Here is a 15,903-nt window from a genome sequence, read left to right on the forward strand (position 1 = left end):
TTGATCTCGTTTGCGCTGGGCGCTCGGAGGAGTTTCGTTCGAGCCATGTCCTACATTCGACGCCTGCCGGTTCTTGGCTATATGTGAGAGAATTTGCCGTAAGATTGCTGCCGTTCGTGCAACACAAGTGAGCAAGTCGCCTGGGTATTTAGGCGACTCCAGGCGATACGGAGCATTCACTCTTCTTTACGCAATCGGCGAAAAGCTCAGGCTCCTTTTCTGCCAGTGTAAAAAAAGCCTCGAAAAGTCGGCCAGGAGCCTTCCTCAGAATCTCGACACTAACGTCCACTTTGCTGAGTAGCGGGGCGAGGGGAGACCCCACCAACGACATTATTGGGTTCTGACCAAGGGCCAGCTGAACGTGGGTAGGTACTAGCGCGAACAAAATTAAGGTATGAATCTGACGTATGAACACGGCTGCTTCGCCGATCGTGGCGCAATCAAACTCCCGGAGCAAAAGCGGCACAGGATGTGATTCCACCCAGCGCTCGCGCCAGCCGCTTTCGCGAGGAAAGCCAGCGGTTACGAATGTCCCAAGAGGGTCAGCCCGAATCTTACGCCGCGACGGATAAGCCACAGCTTCTGGCGAACGCGTGCGGCCGGCACCGTGCATCTTTGCCCTGATGAAAAGCCGGGACGTTTCCGCATGTATCTCGTCACCATAGGCGTCGAATTCCCGCTGATGTCCGCCCCATTTCAGATATTCGGACAGGCGATATCCTGCGACTTTGTCGTCGACAATGACCTCATCGGACTCAGCCACAAAGAGGCTGGAGACCGCCTCATCGGCGATCGCGCAGCACGCGTGGTAACCGGGATAGTCGTCCAGGAACGTCTTGGAATTTTGTGCCACCCCTTCGATCAGGTCTTGTGGAGTAGAGAGTGCCGAAGACACCATGGAGGCAATGTAGGTCCTGTCATACACCGTATCGGCATCGGCTTGCAGGATCAAAAGGTCTTCATTGGGAACCCCGTGTTCATCTGCGAAGGACTTGGCCATCAGTACCCCCAGATGTCGCGGCGGAACGTAACCGCGGTCAAGCGTCTGTCCCAATAGGACCGTTTTTGGGGTGTTTTTCTTGATGATCTCCATCACCGCAGCGGTGTCGTCCGTCGAGCCGTTATCGACCAAGATTAGGACGGTATCGGGTGGTGACGCGTCACCCCCGAAACCGAGTGAAAGGCAAGTCTCGGCCAGGTAGGCTTCTTCATTAAGACAGGGAAGGACGACGGCCGTCTGCATTGAAGCCTCGCAACAAAAACACGTTCACTATGCCCTCTGAGGGGGATGCAACAGCGCAAGAACATGTGTGGCCATTCGCAGCGACGCCGAACAATTAGGGGAGCAGGGGATGTGGCTGATGACGGCGCCGCCTGCCGTGTATCCCGAGACCATTGTAAATGCAAAGTTCCCCATATGTCGCCGCTTCGAGACCTGCTCAGACCATGCGTCCAGGTGTGTTTCGCCGACTCGCTGCGCAATGCGGGCACAACACGGCGGGTAGCCGAGCCATTGTCCCAGCCAGGCCGTGTGTTGGCCCGCAGTCTGATCGATGGTTAAAACCCGTCTGACCAGCTCTGGCCGTCTCGAAAAGGCAGCGAAATTGTCCCGATCGCGACAAAAATAAAGTCCTCTCAGGCGGGCCCACCGTCCCACTTCAGCATCGCTGACCACGCCCTGGATTTCGGTCCGAAAGACAGGCCGCACGTTGAGCAGCACCTGCCGCAGGTCGACCATCGCCGAGGGCTTCAGCCATTTTGGTCTGACCAAGGTCAATTGCGTCGCCAGACTAGGAGAAGCTGCGTCATCGACGGTCGTGTGTCGTCCTTGAACCCTGCTTCTTCGGCCGCTCGTCGCGAGGCATCGTTACCCTTGCGCATATGGGCGTAAATCACGTCATAGCGGCTTGCCTCACACGCCTTTCTGTAGGCGACCCTGCCAATGCGTCGCCCCTGGCTCGTGGTGTTGAGATAGATTTGAATGGAGGCATGTTGGCCGACGGGAGCCTCATCGATAAAATTAATGAACACGACGCCGGCTCGTTTACCGTCGGCTTCGATCCTCCAGGCTTCGCCGCCCGGCCCGCCACCGCGTTTCGCGTTCCCCTTTGTCGGGACGAGGACCACCTGATCGGCTTGAACGAATGTGCTGGCCGGCTTGAAGCGCGTGGCTTTGGGTTTTGGAGTAGGTCGTGTTGGTTTGCGGCGTGGGCCAGATTTGGGTGGGGTCTTAGCGCCCATAAATGCGCTCCAGTTCCGGTATCAGCCGATCCGCAGCCTCTTCCCAATATTCCGCCGGGAAAAATCCCGGCGAATAGGCGACTACAATATCAACCAGTCGGGAGCCGAGACCAGAACCGGCGAGAGCGGCCGTGAGGTCGTCGATCTTTTCCAGGATGCACTCCATGGGCGGATCGAAAAGGTTCAAACGGCTTTCCCAGTTGGTATCCCCGTCGTATCTATTGTTGAAGTAATCCATGTCGATATGCAGAACCGTTGGTTGGTCTGGCAGGGTCTCAAGCCAATCGGCGAGATCAGGCGTCACTCGATAACGGCCGGGTCCAGTCTGTCGGGCTACCGGGGCCAGTTCTACCGCGGGTCGAGAGCGACCAGGCTCCAGCAAATCATCTCGCTGGGTGGCCAACTCAATCGCAAAATCCTGGGTCGAAAGAACCTTAGGGGGTTGGCAAAGCTGACGGACCTCGGCTTGGCGGAAGCCATGCAGAAACGGGGTCAGGAAGCTGCCCATCCCGATGGCGCCGCTTTCTATGGCGGCGGTTACGCTCCCGGGATCCTCAAGATCGCAAAACGAACCGGTAATGGGGTCTTTCCATCTGCCGTTTTCCTCAAACAGACGCGGACTCGCTAAATCCCGATGATCGTCGACGTGGAGGATCAGCACGTGTTCATCTGGACAGATTCCTGAGGCATGCACCCATTCACTCCAGCTTTGAAGGGTCCAGCTATCGTATAGGGCGCTCAGCACGTGACCCTTTCTGGTGCGGGCCGTAGCCATGGTCGGGAGGGTGACGTCGCCACCCCACCAGGCCAGGCCCTGCTGCAGCCGCGGGTCGACGTGTCTGTCGAGCCCATCCGGCCACATCAGGCTCAAACGCCAGCCGGCACCTCCAAGTACTGCCTCGGCATCTTTGTCACAGAAATAATCGCGGAGGACTGCGTGCCGGCTCGACTTCGAGATCGGCAGGCGATCGATGGGGAGCTGCAAGGTGCTCACGCGGCCCGAATCACGCTCTTCGAGGCTTTCTTGAGAACTTCAGTCAAAGAGCGCCCGGTGTTTGTCAGTGGGCAGCTCAAGAGCGTAGCAAAGGCCTCCGAAAGGTGCTCGTCGGTGTCTCTGATCTGGTTGATCGCCCGGTTGTGTAGACGCGATGGCCCATTCTGCCGTACGAAATCCCAAAACCGGCGAAGCTCGACAAACACAAATACCGCGTGCAGGAGGCCCGAGGGCGGCCGCAAATCTTCACGCCAAGGTGAGACCACCCGCAATTCGGTTGGCTCGACTGTGGGGGAGATACGCTCAAGTAAATAGAGCTTCTGATGCCGATGCTCGTGGATTAAAGAATCCGCCAAATCATAAGGGTCAATCAAGCGGTCCCCTTGCCAAACGGACACATATAGCGCCCCGGGTACTGTGTTGTCGCTAAAGGAGACAATCTTCTCGGGATGGGCCAACGGGTCGCGGACGAATTGAATGGCGTGGCAGGCCATCCTGATCTCCCCAGCCAGCGCTGGGCGCCACGCTTCGACGATCCGCAGCGCCTCGTGGACCAATGATCGTGCCGGCGAAGACCAAGCCTCTGTTTCGAAATAGATGGCGTCGCCAAACGGCTTACGCAGCCAGGGATCCTCGCGCGCCACGGCCAAAGAGACGAGATCGTCTTCCGACCGGCCTAGCAGGTCTGCGAGGTATGCCGCGTCGGCAGATAGCGGCTGCCCATCGACTGTATGAACTACCCGTCCTAGGTTCTGGGAGGCCAGCGTCCTCTGCCAGGCGACCGCCCCGGCCTGCTGGCAAACCAAAGCCATCCGCTTTGGGTCTCGGTCGTTAAGCTCCGAAACTCTTTCAAATTCTCCGGGCGTCAGGAAACTTGTTGCTTCCAAGAACTCACTTGTCAGAGCTGCACGTGATGCGCCGCACAGGAATTCCATTTCCGTGGTGCCGCGCTCTGCCGATTCATAGCTTTCAAACCTAAAGGCCTCTGGGAGCGTCTCAGCTGGTTTTGAGGCGCTGTCCAGCAAACCCTGAACGCGTTTGCGGATATGACCGACGAGTGCAGTCATTTCTCCGCAATAGACAGTCGGGTTGTCAAAGCCGTTCGCTCCGTAGCGATGCGGGAGTGAGCCACCGCCACAGATGTCAACGATGGCACATTCCTGGCAAGTTGCGCTGAGACCCGGCTTGCTCAGCAGATGTCTGTGGACGGCCAGATGATCGGACGATGCGATCGATGAAATCTCGGTGTCCACAACGGTACCGCCGATTTTTGTCGCACCATCCTTTGTGACCTTCAGCACGTCTAAGTCGTGATAGCTACCATCAGTTTCGATGCTGATAAGGCTGACATCACCCAGCCCAAAAGCATCCGTAGTCGACGGCAGTCCCGCGACAGCGTCAAGTAGGGCCTCAAACGTGCGGACCGAAAGCTGGGGGTAGCTGTCAAGCCAGACATCAAAGGCACGGCACAGCCAAGCCTCGTACAAGTCGGGCTGGTCGCTCCGACCGGCAGGCTGTCGCAGATGATGCGCATCGGGCAACAGGAAATCCAGCTTGGGGACTTCATGCGCGGCGAAATAGGCCAGAAGGTCTTCCGCGGGCGTTGTCGGGTCAACGACGGCGATGACCCCGGCGAAGACCGTCGGATGCTTTTTGAGGCGTTCCAACGCGCCTTCAACCCGCTCGAAACTTGACCGGCCCTTCTTCGAATTGCGATGCTTATCGTTAGCGTATTTTGGCCCATCGAGGCTGAGGGAAATGCTTATGTCAGCCGCTTCGAATGCTCGAAGCGCGGCTTCGGTCAACAAGAGTCCATTTGTTTGCAAACCAATATCGACGGATGACGATGTCGCCGCCCGGATCTGCCTCGCGAACGCCACGAGGGTCCCAACCCCAGCGAGCAAAGGCTCCCCCCCGTGGAAAATGACCGTGGAGCGTTTTATCGATTCTTCAGCCAAGTAACTCGCCAGTCTATGTGCAAAAGCTCCACGATCACCAGCCGAGAGCAATTTTGGCATCGACCGCCAGGATTGATCGGCATGGTGATAAACGTAGCAATAATCACAATCGAGGTTGCAGCGCGAGGCAACCTTGACCAGGAACGAAGTAATCCGGGGAGGCGCCTCGCTAACTGTCATGACCGACTGTGGCGGTGATGCATCCTGTCATAGCTTGTGATGACGTCGCTTGGTTCCGCCTGAGACAATAAGCGTCCTTGCAGACGCTGCAGAGCCGGATTGGCCGGACGGCTCCTCAGAAGGGTGGTGCGCACGTCCCGATTCGGAACGGCGGGAGAGGCAGAAACCTTTTGGTGATTTGGATTCGACATATGAAACTCCGATTGTTTACGGCGCTATTATAGCATGCTGAAAAGCAGAAGCTATCAGTTTTCATGGAGGCATTCGTCGCGCGGTTACGGGGATGGGTCTGTCAATAATTGTATTGCGGGGCACGCCTTAAATTGAAATGCTGGCATCAGTAACAACGTTAAAATCTACGATGAGATTTCAATATCGAGAGTCATCAGGGAAGAGAATTACCCGGCCTGTTTGTTAACACATTGGTCCGCAAGGCGCACCAACGTCACTACGGATAGTTGGAGCGATATCACCATACAGCGATGGAATTCGCCTAACGGGGCATGATCTTAGCTCATTTCATCCACAGGATGCTGCGACGCTCTCGAGACATTGCAGAAAAATTTTGTACAATTCACCACTCTTGAGCATTTGCGATCAACCCAGGTGACACCCGGATGGATTCGTCGGCCGTATCCCCGAATGGCCCTGTCCCGGTGGGCATAAAGGACCTTACTTTCCAGCTCAAACTTGCCAAGTCGGGGCATAAAGGTGGTGAGGACGAACGCGGGCCGGGCGCGGTGTTTTTAGTCGGCGCTGGATGCTCGCAGTCCGCCGGGATTCCGATGGCAAGCCAGATTGCCCAGGAATTGACCCTGGAACTGGCGTCGCTTAAAGGGGCGCTGGGGAGTGACTTGCAAAGCTGCCAAACCGCACTTGCCTGGCTCGACGATCGCCAACATCTTCCCAATTTGTCCACGCACTTACCCGGATTTGACGTCAGTAAACCCATGTGGGGCAGATTGTACGGCTATTTGTTCGAGGAATTCTTCCGATCGGATAATGAGCAGAGATCCATCATCAGGGATGCAATCGACCGGGGGCAGGGAAGGATTAATTGGGCCCACATCTGCCTTGGCGAAATTGTCCGCTGCAATTACGCCCACACTATTATGACGACGAACTTCGACCAACTGGTCCTTCAAGGCATTATTCTCACGGGAATGATACCAGTCGTCGCGGACGGTTTGTCGGCGCTGAGCCGAGTCGTCTCTCGCCCAAACCATCCCCAAGTTATTCATTTACACGGGTCCATGCACACTTATGAGCTGCGAAATAGCGCAAGCGACATCCATGCCACACAGGAAGCGTTGTCCATGCAGGGGACAATCTTCGGCCTGAAAGACTCAGGACTGCTTGTGGTCGTGGGCTATTCTGGAAGCGAGGATGGCGGCGTTGTCACACTCTTGGAAAAAGCATTCGCGGCAATCCCCAATCTGCTGGTTTTCTGGGTTTTGTATGAAGAGTCGATCGACGCGCTCAATCATCGGGTGCGGGCGATGTTAACCGGTCGAAACAAATTCGTTATCCTGAACCAGGACGCCGACAGGTTTTTTGGCCAGCTGGTGCGCGGACTGGGATTTGGTGCGCCAAACTGGATGGAGAACCCCCTATCGATCCTCGACGCCGTCAAAGACAAAATCGTGGAACCGACCGAGCCGGTCACCGCTCTTGCCAAGAAGGACTTCGGCGCCAAGTTGGATCGGTTTCGTAATGCCCCCACGGCAAGCCCCGACGATATCATACTGGAGAGAGCAACTATCGACAGTCTCGGTGGACGAGACAGCAACGTTATTGAGGGAGTCTCGGAAGAAATGGCTGCTACCGATCCAGACGCGGCCAGACTGCGAGCCATTAGTCTCGGCCGGCTCGGTAATGCCGACAAGGCTTCCAGTCTTTTGGCCGCAAGCGTGGCCGCCTGGGACGCGTTCTTTCGGTCGAGCGGTGCTGATGACGGGAAGGCGCGTACAATATTAGCGCAGACACTTCTCGATCTTGCCGAAGCACCCGGCAACCAAAACGGTGAGCAATCGAAAGAAGCTTTTCGGCAGGCCATGGAAAACTTTCGCGCTGCGACCCAGGCAATCAGTCTCAATCTGGCCCGATCGGATTGGATCGAATCCGCGCTTGGGTTTGCAGAGTCAGTAGCCGAGCAGGGCGATGAAGGCGCCGCCGAGAATGACTTGACCGCTGCTATCGAAATCCTGGACAAGGTGCTCACGGTTTTGACAGGTGGCCCGCAATCCCGTCAGCAGCTTTCGGCTGAGGAGCGGCTGGGCGTTCTTCTGTACATGCGTGCCCGACGAACCAAGTCAGAGTCCGACTATCGGAGGGCTATAGCTATCCTCGATGACGTTTCGCAACGAGCGGTAAATCATGAATCTTGGTCTGTCGGAGTCGTAAGGAATCTGGCTGTCGCTTTTCGCGGGCTGGCCGAGTTGATCCAGGACAAGTCGCCAGACGAGGCGACGGCCAGTTACCAGCGTGCAGCGCAGCTTTACCAGGACTCGGCCGAAAAATATCTCGGCGGGCTGCGGGACCTTGACGAGCGCGATGCGCTTCAGGCGGCCATTTGGGCTTACGAGGAGGCCGAAAAACTGTATCGCGTTCTAAATGAATCGGACGCCGCGAATGCAATCGGGGACGAACTGCGAAAAGCCCGGACGGATCTCGAGACGAGAGCGTGAAACGGCAAAAGAGACTTCTTCAGGCCAGGATCGATCTCGCGAGTAATTGCTCTCCTTTATCCTGTTCTAGAAGATCGGCGATTGCCTCGACAAGCGCATGGATCGCTGAACGACTGTTTGGCTGCTACGGAACTATACGGAACCATACGGGAAGCTTCCCCATTTTGGCCCACGAAAAAGCCAACAAAATCAAGATCTTTAAGACGTCCTCCGGGCCCACCATATTATTACATATCAATACCTTACGCCTAATTCCTTGAGTTTGAATTGAGCGCTATCGGGTAAACCTATGGCTTCTGGGCAAAATGGTTTTGGGCCTGTTCGTCAATTTTCTCCGTCGCGTTGATGGCACCCGTCACACGTAGCTCAAGAATTCCGGCTTCAAAAGACCTTCCCACGATGCATGCGGTAATCGGCGGCAATGGCGTGCATATAGGCGGGTCTGAAGTCGGCCGTGCACATCTTCCTTACGGCACGGCACAGCATGACATGCGACATCGAAGTGACAGCCCATGACAGTTCCGGAACTGCGCTTCGCCATTGCCGCAACCTTCATGCTCTGGTGCGGAAAATCCGTTCGGCGAGATAGTCAACCGAGAAAACACCGGCGCCGCGCGTCAGAACGAGCAGCAACAGCGATGCCCACAGCAGGTGTTCGGCCCAGTTCTCCGGGAACACGAAGATCTGGATCACTGAAACAACGCCGAGCAGCATCAGCGCGCCGAGACGCGAGAACAGTCCCAGGAAAAGCAGCACCGCCCCGGTGATCTCTGCCGTTGTCGCCAGCGGCGCCGCGATCGCCGGATCGATGAGCGGTAGATTGTATTCGCTGGCGAACAGCTGCAGCGTCACCGGCCAGGACGCGAGCTTCGATTGTGCAGACTGCCAGAAGACATGCGCAATCGCGACTCGAGCTGCGAGCTGGACCAGCGAAAATGGGATACGCTCCGGCAAGCTGATCACTCGTCGGTAAAGACCAACAAGGCCGGCAGGGCGAGGCGTGGAGTATTCCGGTATTGCAGTCATGATTGTCTCCTTCAGTTTGAGAGAGGGTGCAGCGGGACACGCACGTCGGTGACGAGCCTGTCGCGGAACAGACGCACAAGCGCTGAAACCAGGTCGAAGGCCGGGTCGAGTGCCAAGGCGCGGCTAGTGGCATGCTCAAGGCCGAAGCCGTGCTTCAGCGAATGCCAGAAGGCGAAGCTCGTGCGGTCGAGCAGAAAAAGCCGCACGTAGTTCCCCGATCGCCACAGCGCCACCCGTTCGGGGCGCCTTGTCCAGGTGATTTTTTCATCGACCGCCGTCTCCTGTTGATGCCCCATCCATACCGATAGGATCGACCAGTGCGAGACGATCAGTCGCAGTGAGGGCTGGAGCAGGATATCCGGCGACAGCCCAAGGTCGGTGCTGTCGTATTCTGCGAGACTGCGGGCCGGGAGCGAAGCTGTATCGAGCGCTTCGGCAATGGCCCATTCGAGCCGAGCCGTCTCGGCGACGATCGGCATGTCGGACAGGGTGTCGATGGTCTTCAGGAAGCGAGGGAAGCCCGCGCCATAACGCGCCAGGCGTGACTCCGCCGGCGGATGCCGTCGAATGAATTCGCTCGCCATAAAGCGGAAGAAACGTTCGTCGACGAGGCGAGCCGTAACGGGGAACACGGCCATCAGCACGGCAGTCAACGAACTGCGCGTGTTGTTCTGGTAGATGCGCAGGCGAGCCATTGGGTCGGCCTTGCCGGCGGTCAGCATTTTCGCGTCGATCAGTGGCTCCATGGCCAGCACCGAGCGCGCCACGATGGTCTGCAGATGTTCAAGCGGCAGCATGATATCCTCCCTCGATTGTCGGCAATGCGACGGGCATGGCCGGTCTGGTTCTGGCGGCGGCAAATGCCGCAAGCACAGGCATGCTGGTTCGAATGCTTTCGAAAGTTGGCAGGCTGGACACAGGCAGGACCATAGTCGGGGCGATCTGCCTTGCGGCCTGCTTGCGGCTGAACATGATCGAAGCGGAGAGCATGTCGGCCCACATGGCTTCGCCGAGCAACACGTCGAGAATCGGAACGTCGGTATCCCATTCGATCAGCGTAGGGCGCGGCCCGAGATGGCTGATGGCATGGTGATAGAGTCCCCAGACAACCGGCGGCACACGAGAGCCGTGGTCGTCGATAAGCACGGTGTCGCCGCCGACCTGATTGGTCGCATGGCCGGCAAGGTGGATCTCACCGATGGCATCGGCAGGCAAAGCGTCGATGAAGGTCTTTGCGTCGTATTGGAGATTGTGCGCCGAAACTTGGACATTGTTGACGTCCAGAAGCAGGCCGCAGCCAGTTTGCGCCACCAGCTCGGCCAGGAATTCAGCTTCATTCATGGAGGAGTCCGCAAACGCGACATAGGCTGATAGGTTCTCGATCAGCACCTGGCGCTTCAACGTGTCCTGAACGGTCGCGACATTGCGCGCCACGATCGCCAGCGCTTCTTCGTCATAGCGAAGCGGCAACAGGTCGTTGAGATAGGCTCCGTCGGCAACGCTCCAGGCAAGATGCTCCGAAACGAGATCAGGCTGGAACCGCTCGCAGACCTTATGCAGCCTTTCCAGATGATCGCGGTCCACGCCTTGTGCGCTGCCCAGAGACAGGCCAACACCGTGAACCGACAGCGGATATATCTGGCGCAGCCGTTCAAGCGCCTCGACGGCGGTGCCGTCGCCCATATAATTCTCGGCATGCACTTCGAGCCAGCCGGCGGAAGGCCTGCGGCTAAGCATTTCGCTGATGTGAGGAGAGCGCAGACCGATGCCGGCGGATGCCGGGATCGTGAGGGGCTGAAATGCACGGGACATCGGTCTGCTCCCTTCCAAAGGGTTGGCTTGAAGTCTGGGTCGGTCAGGCTTTCGACTTGTCGCTGCCGCCGGTGATCTTGGCGCAGCTGCCGGCCGGCACGTAGAGCCAGGAATCCGGCTGGTTGTCGGCGGTGGAGGTGCCCGCGCACGAGTGCGTTGCCGTCTGGCAGTCGTTCTGGCCGGCCTTGACGACGCCATAGCACTTCTCGAACGAGAAGCTGGGCTGAGCGGCCGGGCCGCTATAGGCTGCAGTTGCAGCAAGCGAGGTGGCGGCCGCGAGGGCCGATCCGATGAGGGTCTTGGTGTTGATCACGGTCGTTTCTCCTGGTTGCGTTTCGAGGGAAGACTGACCTGGTGGCCTGTCTGCAAGCAGTGTCGTCGAACGCGCGATGAAGCTGAAATGCTGTCTCGGCATGGATTTGATACACGGTCACTATGTTGACGAGGATAACGAGCAAAAGCCCTCCGGCGGGGAACCGGAGGGCTTTGGCGCCTGCACTTCGTGAGCGGATCGAAGCAGGCGCGGACTAGGCGGAGGGAGGCGCCTAGACGTATCGATTTTTGCTGTCGACGAATGAGCTTTCGCTCAAGCTTGGATGGTCGGCGAGAAGCCAGTCCTCGGCCCGCTGCCGTCCGCGGTCACGCATGTCGGTCAATTCGCCCCAGTCGGTCCAAGGCCTGGTAAACAGCGCAGCGCTTGTTCTGTGATGACTGTCGAAGAGGACAGATGCAGAGTTCACGGCATTTGCGGCGGGGCGGTAAGCCGCACAAGGCGTCATGCAGCCGGAGGGTTTGCCGCTGACGACGAGCCAATGTCCAGCCTCGATCGGCTGCACCGGCGGCAAGGCCGAAAAATCGCCTTCGCCCCAATATGGATCGCCATCGATTTCCACGGCCGGGAAGAGGAATGGGACTGTCGCTCCCGCCAGGATCGCGTCGATCGACAACTGGTCGCCGGAGAAAATCGTCACGGTGTCGGTGCGAGCATTCGAAGCCAGGATGTTGAGCTTCAACTGGCAGCTATCTTTGTGCAACTCGGCGATGTCGATCGACTGTTCTAGGATCGACCTCAGCGGATTGGCGGTAACGGCTACAGACATCGATGCGTGGCTGACGCGCCGCCAGAAATTTGTGAGCGCCGTCCTTGCCCCACGCCTGCCGCCCAGAGCCAGTCCGTAGGCAAGAACCGCTGCCTCCATGCCTCCGAAACCGGATGCGGTGATGCTGCGGAAGACAAGGCGAGGTTCATCCAGCAAGCGATCCAGCACGCCCCAGACAAATGCGCCGTGTGCGTCGTTTGCCAGGGTAATGTCGATCGGCTGGCGGTCTTTCATCGCCAGTTTTGCACCGGCAATGAAGGCTTGGTCGGTTGCGGCCTGGATATGCATCTTTTTGAGTCTCCTCCCGAAGAACGCCAGGCAAGGCGTCTAATGGAGACACTGCCGCATCATTCTTCGTTGGCGAAATGCCAAGGTGGCATGAACTCCATAGACAGATTGCATTGGCTGCAATCCCTTGCGCGCCGCAAGGTTTTGCCAGGCTGGCGAGAATCCCGCGATCTCGCTTGGGAGCTGGGGCCACGACGGTCAGCACAAGAGGAGCGTGTCATGAGAATACGAAGTGTCTGTTTGGGGGCGTTCGCCCTCGGTCTTTTAGCCGGGCCTGCATCCGCCGATGCCTTCAGCGATCTGGCGTCGCTGCCGTCATTTTATAGCGATGCCGTCATGAAAACGATGAAGCCGATGGCCGGTTTCAAAAAGGCTTGGCTGGCTGCGCCCCGGGGTGATCGGGACAAGATGATGAAGATGTGTAATGACGCAGCCATGAGCAAGCCGCACGCAGCGTTCTGCGCCAATGTATTGGCGCTTGGCGGCGCCAACTGAGCTGCACCGACCGTGCCGGGCAACACAGGAATGATGTCACGGTGGCGAGCGGTCTGCTCGCCACCGTCGTTTGGTGGTGGCCAGCTGTTGCGCAACTGTCCGCAGCGCGTGCTGTCACGGCGCCATGACGGGCTGCTATCGACTTTATAGCCGCAGTGCATTGGCGTCAAAGCGAGCCTTGCGGCAGTCTCCGAAGCGCGAACAACCTCGTGCAATTGGGGATAAATCGGCATGGACATTCACCACATCCGCTACTTCCTGGCCGTGTGCGAGACGCGAAACTTCACGCGCGCAGGCGAAAAGTGCAACGTCACCCAGCCGGCTCTGTCCCGCGCCATTCAGCAACTCGAGGAGGAGGTCGGAGGGCTGCTGTTTCGTCGCGAACGAAGCTTGACCCACCTCACCGACCTGGGCGTGCTGCTTCGCCCCCGTTTTCAGCAGATCCTCGACGAACTGACCGGAGTGCGGCAGGAGGCATCGAGGTTTCTATGCCTGGAAAACGCCAACCTCAAGGTCGGCGTCATGTGCACGATCGGCCCCCGTCGCTTCACCGGCCTGCTGACTGACTTCAAGCGGCGGCAGCAGGGCATCCAGCTGCAACTGGTTGAGGGCGTGCCGGCATCGCTCTCCCAACTCTTGGAGTCCGGCGAGATCGACGTCGCCATCATGGCGTCAAGCGACAGCTTCCCGGACCGCTTCGACGTTACACCGCTTTATCGCGAGCGCTTTGTCCTCGCCTTTCCAAATGGCCACCGGCTGGCTCGCAATGACAACGTGGCGATCTCCGAACTCGATGGCGAAAATTATCTCAGGCGTCTCAATTGCGAGTATCGCGATCACCTTGCCGGCCTGTGCACGGATCGGGGCGTGAAGCTCAGGATCTCCTACGCCAGCGAGCGCGAGGACTGGATCCAGAATATGGTGTCCGGAGGGCTAGGCATCTGCTTCATCCCGGAATTCAGTGCGGTGATTCCGGGGTTGCAGGTCCGTCCCGTGATTGATCCTGAAGTCTGGCGGGAAGTCTCTCTGGTCGTCGTTGCGGGACGCAGGTTCTCGCCTGCCGCGTCGGCTTTCGTGAACAGCGTCAAGGCGCATGGCTGGCCTGAGAGCGCAATAGTCCAAGCGATCCACAAGACCGCAGCCTGAAGCAAAAAGGAAGAAATTTCTATGCCGCGTGGCAATCCAGTCGCGCGCTTTTTGTGCAGTTGCAATGGTTGACGATAGTTTTCAGGTATCGAATTGAAAGCCAGTCAGCATTTCTCTTTCTGTGCCGCTCCGGTCACTCTCCTCGTCATGCCCCGCCTCCCGCGTTTGGGCACCGACAAAGGAGAAATACGACATGGCTACCAAAAAACTTAATCTTGCGCTTGCGATAGGGCTGCTTTCCGCAACCGCCACATTTTCCGCTGCCCCGGCCTTCGCCGGCGACTGCCCTGCCGGCCAGGCCGCAACGACCGATATCCAGGAACATCCCAGCAAACCGGTTGGCGTTGTCGACACGGTTCTCTCCGCCATCGATCTGAGCAGCAAGGGCGAAGCCTGGAAAGGCAACATGCTGCGCCTTCGCAAGCTCGTCGTTCAGCCGGGCGGCGTCGTGCCATGGCATGAGCACAATGTTCGCCCGGCCAACATCCTCATCGTCGAAGGTTCGATCACCGAATATCGCAGCACCTGCAAGGTGGGGATCGAGCATCCAGCCGGCGACGTGACCGCCGAGTTCGGCCAGCTCGCCCATTGGTGGAAGAACAACGGCAAGGTGCCAGCCGTGCTCTATTCCGCCGACGTCCTGCCGCCCGCGATGCCCGACGACCACATGATGTGATCCGGCCGTTTCGGCGAACAGTCCCACCATCAGCAACCGAAAGCGCGTCCTCAGGTGACCACCCTGGGGACGTCCGGCCACAGAGCCTCGTCATGACAACCAGTGAACAGACAGAGACGACGCGGCTGCACGCGGCGGGTGCAGACAGCTGGCGCTTTGGCCTTGTTGCGCTGATCGCATTTCTTACGCTTGTCGATCTGTTCGCCACCCAGGCAATACTGCCCTCACTGGTGGTAAAATTCGGCGTCAGCCGTGCAACCATGGGCTTCGCCGTCAACGCCAGCACATTCGGCATGGCGGTGGCAGGTATCGCCGTTGCCCTGTTCGGGCGCGGGATTGATCGCCGCAACGGCATCTGGATCAGCCTGGCCATATTGGCGATCCCGACAACACTGCTTTCGCAGACCGACAGCATAGTCGTCTTCGCCCTCCTGCGCGTAGCGCAAGGCCTGTGCATGTCGACCGCGTTCACGCTGACGATGGCCTACCTGGCCGAGCATTTTTCCGCGCGGCAGACGACGAGTGCGCTTGCCGCCTATGTAACGGGTAATGTCGCCAGCAATTTCTTCGGTCGACTGATGTCGGCCGCCGTCGCGGACACGTTCGGCATCTCCACCAACTTCCTCACCTTCGCGGCCCTCAATCTGTTTGGTGCGGCGCTCGTCTGGTTCACGCTGCAAAAGACCTCCGCAACTATGCGCGCCGAAGGTCAATCTGCCCGTGCGTCCTGGAAGGGCCTGTTGGGAAATGCCGAACTGCGCGCTTGTTTCGCGATCGGCTTCCTGATCCTTTTCGTCTTCATAGGCACGTTCACCTATGTGAATTTCCAGCTTGTCGCCCCGCCGCTGTCGCTGTCGCCGATGGCACTGGGACTGATCTATTTCGTCTTCCTGCCATCGATGCTGACCACGCCTCTCGCCGGGCGTGTCACTGCCGGTCTCGGCCCGAGGACCGGCATCGGTGCAACGCTTGCGATGGCAATCGTTGGGCTGCTGCTGTTGCTCACGGCCAGCCTGCCGATAGTCCTTGCAGGGATGGCGCTGGTCGCCATGGGAACCTTCCTGGCGCAAGCGATAGCCACGGGGCACGTCAGCCGGACCGCCTCGCGCGATCGCACCGCCGCGAGCGGCATCTACCTCGCCTCCTACTATGCGGGCGGGCTCGCCGGCAGCTTCGTGATCGGCCAGATCTACGACCGGATCGGCTGGGCCGTATGCGTGGCCGTGCTCGTCACGGTTCTCGCCGGCGCGATTGTGGTCGCGCGCGTGCTGCAAACGCCAAAGGCGTGAGATCCAACGAC

General features: G+C 58.5%; 15 protein-coding genes. 5 read left to right on the forward strand and 10 right to left on the reverse strand.

The window, feature by feature from the left end:
* Positions 1-148 precede the first annotated feature (148 nt).
* The 5 genes from H0241_RS00415 to yhhA all read right to left on the reverse strand — a co-directional run bounded on the left by H0241_RS00415 (position 149) and on the right by yhhA (position 5,564).
* A complete protein-coding gene (locus H0241_RS00415) occupies positions 149-1,243 on the reverse strand; it encodes a glycosyltransferase family 2 protein (RefSeq protein ID WP_181055469.1) in 1,095 nt (364 codons plus the stop codon).
* Between the two features lie 530 nt (positions 1,244-1,773).
* Complete coding sequence (locus tag H0241_RS00420; RefSeq protein ID WP_181055470.1) at positions 1,774-2,241, reverse strand: GNAT family N-acetyltransferase; 468 nt, start codon at positions 2,239-2,241, stop codon at positions 1,774-1,776.
* Entirely contained in the window at positions 2,231-3,235 is a 1,005-nt protein-coding gene (locus H0241_RS00425; protein ID WP_328824581.1) for a hypothetical protein, read from the reverse strand. The genes H0241_RS00420 and H0241_RS00425 overlap by 11 nt, the downstream gene beginning before the upstream one ends.
* On the reverse strand, positions 3,232-5,373 hold the full coding sequence (yhhB, locus tag H0241_RS00430) for a cyclophane-forming radical SAM/SPASM peptide maturase YhhB (RefSeq protein ID WP_181055471.1): 2,142 nt from the start codon (positions 5,371-5,373) through the stop codon (positions 3,232-3,234). Before yhhB ends, H0241_RS00425 begins: the two co-directional genes overlap by 4 nt.
* The gene (gene yhhA / locus H0241_RS36320; RefSeq protein WP_407941693.1) at positions 5,370-5,564 is read right to left on the reverse strand and encodes a YhhA family cyclophane-containing RiPP; all 195 of its coding nucleotides are present in this window, start codon (positions 5,562-5,564) and stop codon (positions 5,370-5,372) included. The genes yhhB and yhhA overlap by 4 nt, the downstream gene beginning before the upstream one ends.
* 426 nt (positions 5,565-5,990) lie before the next feature.
* Here yhhA and H0241_RS00435 point away from each other — a divergent pair, with 426 nt between their 5' ends.
* On the forward strand, positions 5,991-8,060 hold the full coding sequence (locus H0241_RS00435) for an SIR2 family protein (protein ID WP_181055472.1): 2,070 nt from the start codon (positions 5,991-5,993) through the stop codon (positions 8,058-8,060).
* A 552-nt stretch (positions 8,061-8,612) separates the two neighbouring features.
* Here H0241_RS00435 and H0241_RS00440 read toward each other — a convergent pair.
* The 5 genes from H0241_RS00440 to H0241_RS00460 form a co-directional block, all read right to left on the reverse strand.
* The gene (locus tag H0241_RS00440; RefSeq protein ID WP_181055473.1) at positions 8,613-9,086 is read right to left on the reverse strand and encodes a DoxX family protein; all 474 of its coding nucleotides are present in this window, start codon (positions 9,084-9,086) and stop codon (positions 8,613-8,615) included.
* Between the two features lie 11 nt (positions 9,087-9,097).
* On the reverse strand, positions 9,098-9,883 hold the full coding sequence (locus H0241_RS00445) for an HvfC/BufC N-terminal domain-containing protein (protein ID WP_181055474.1): 786 nt from the start codon (positions 9,881-9,883) through the stop codon (positions 9,098-9,100).
* Entirely contained in the window at positions 9,870-10,898 is a 1,029-nt protein-coding gene (gene bufB / locus H0241_RS00450) for an MNIO family bufferin maturase (protein WP_181055475.1), read from the reverse strand. Before bufB ends, H0241_RS00445 begins: the two co-directional genes overlap by 14 nt.
* 43 nt (positions 10,899-10,941) lie before the next feature.
* Positions 10,942-11,211: a BufA1 family periplasmic bufferin-type metallophore gene (locus H0241_RS00455; RefSeq protein ID WP_181055476.1), complete on the reverse strand. Its 270-nt coding sequence runs from the start codon at positions 11,209-11,211 to the stop codon at positions 10,942-10,944.
* A gap of 232 nt (positions 11,212-11,443) precedes the next feature.
* Positions 11,444-12,286, reverse strand: coding sequence for a patatin-like phospholipase family protein (locus H0241_RS00460; RefSeq protein WP_181055477.1), 843 nt, complete (start codon positions 12,284-12,286; stop codon positions 11,444-11,446).
* Between the two features lie 219 nt (positions 12,287-12,505).
* On the opposite strand from H0241_RS00460, the gene H0241_RS00465 reads away from it, so the two are divergent.
* From H0241_RS00465 to H0241_RS00480, 4 genes are all read left to right on the forward strand, one after another.
* A complete protein-coding gene (locus tag H0241_RS00465; protein ID WP_181055478.1) occupies positions 12,506-12,781 on the forward strand; it encodes a hypothetical protein in 276 nt (91 codons plus the stop codon).
* 231 nt (positions 12,782-13,012) lie between these two features.
* The gene (locus tag H0241_RS00470; RefSeq protein WP_181055479.1) at positions 13,013-13,927 is read left to right on the forward strand and encodes a LysR family transcriptional regulator; all 915 of its coding nucleotides are present in this window, start codon (positions 13,013-13,015) and stop codon (positions 13,925-13,927) included.
* 193 nt (positions 13,928-14,120) lie between these two features.
* Positions 14,121-14,603: a cupin domain-containing protein gene (locus H0241_RS00475; RefSeq protein WP_181055480.1), complete on the forward strand. Its 483-nt coding sequence runs from the start codon at positions 14,121-14,123 to the stop codon at positions 14,601-14,603.
* A 92-nt stretch (positions 14,604-14,695) separates the two neighbouring features.
* Positions 14,696-15,892: an MFS transporter gene (locus tag H0241_RS00480; RefSeq protein ID WP_181055481.1), complete on the forward strand. Its 1,197-nt coding sequence runs from the start codon at positions 14,696-14,698 to the stop codon at positions 15,890-15,892.
* Positions 15,893-15,903 lie beyond the last annotated feature (11 nt).

Source organism: Mesorhizobium neociceri, from assembly GCF_013520985.1.
GTDB lineage: Bacteria > Pseudomonadota > Alphaproteobacteria > Rhizobiales > Rhizobiaceae > Mesorhizobium > Mesorhizobium neociceri.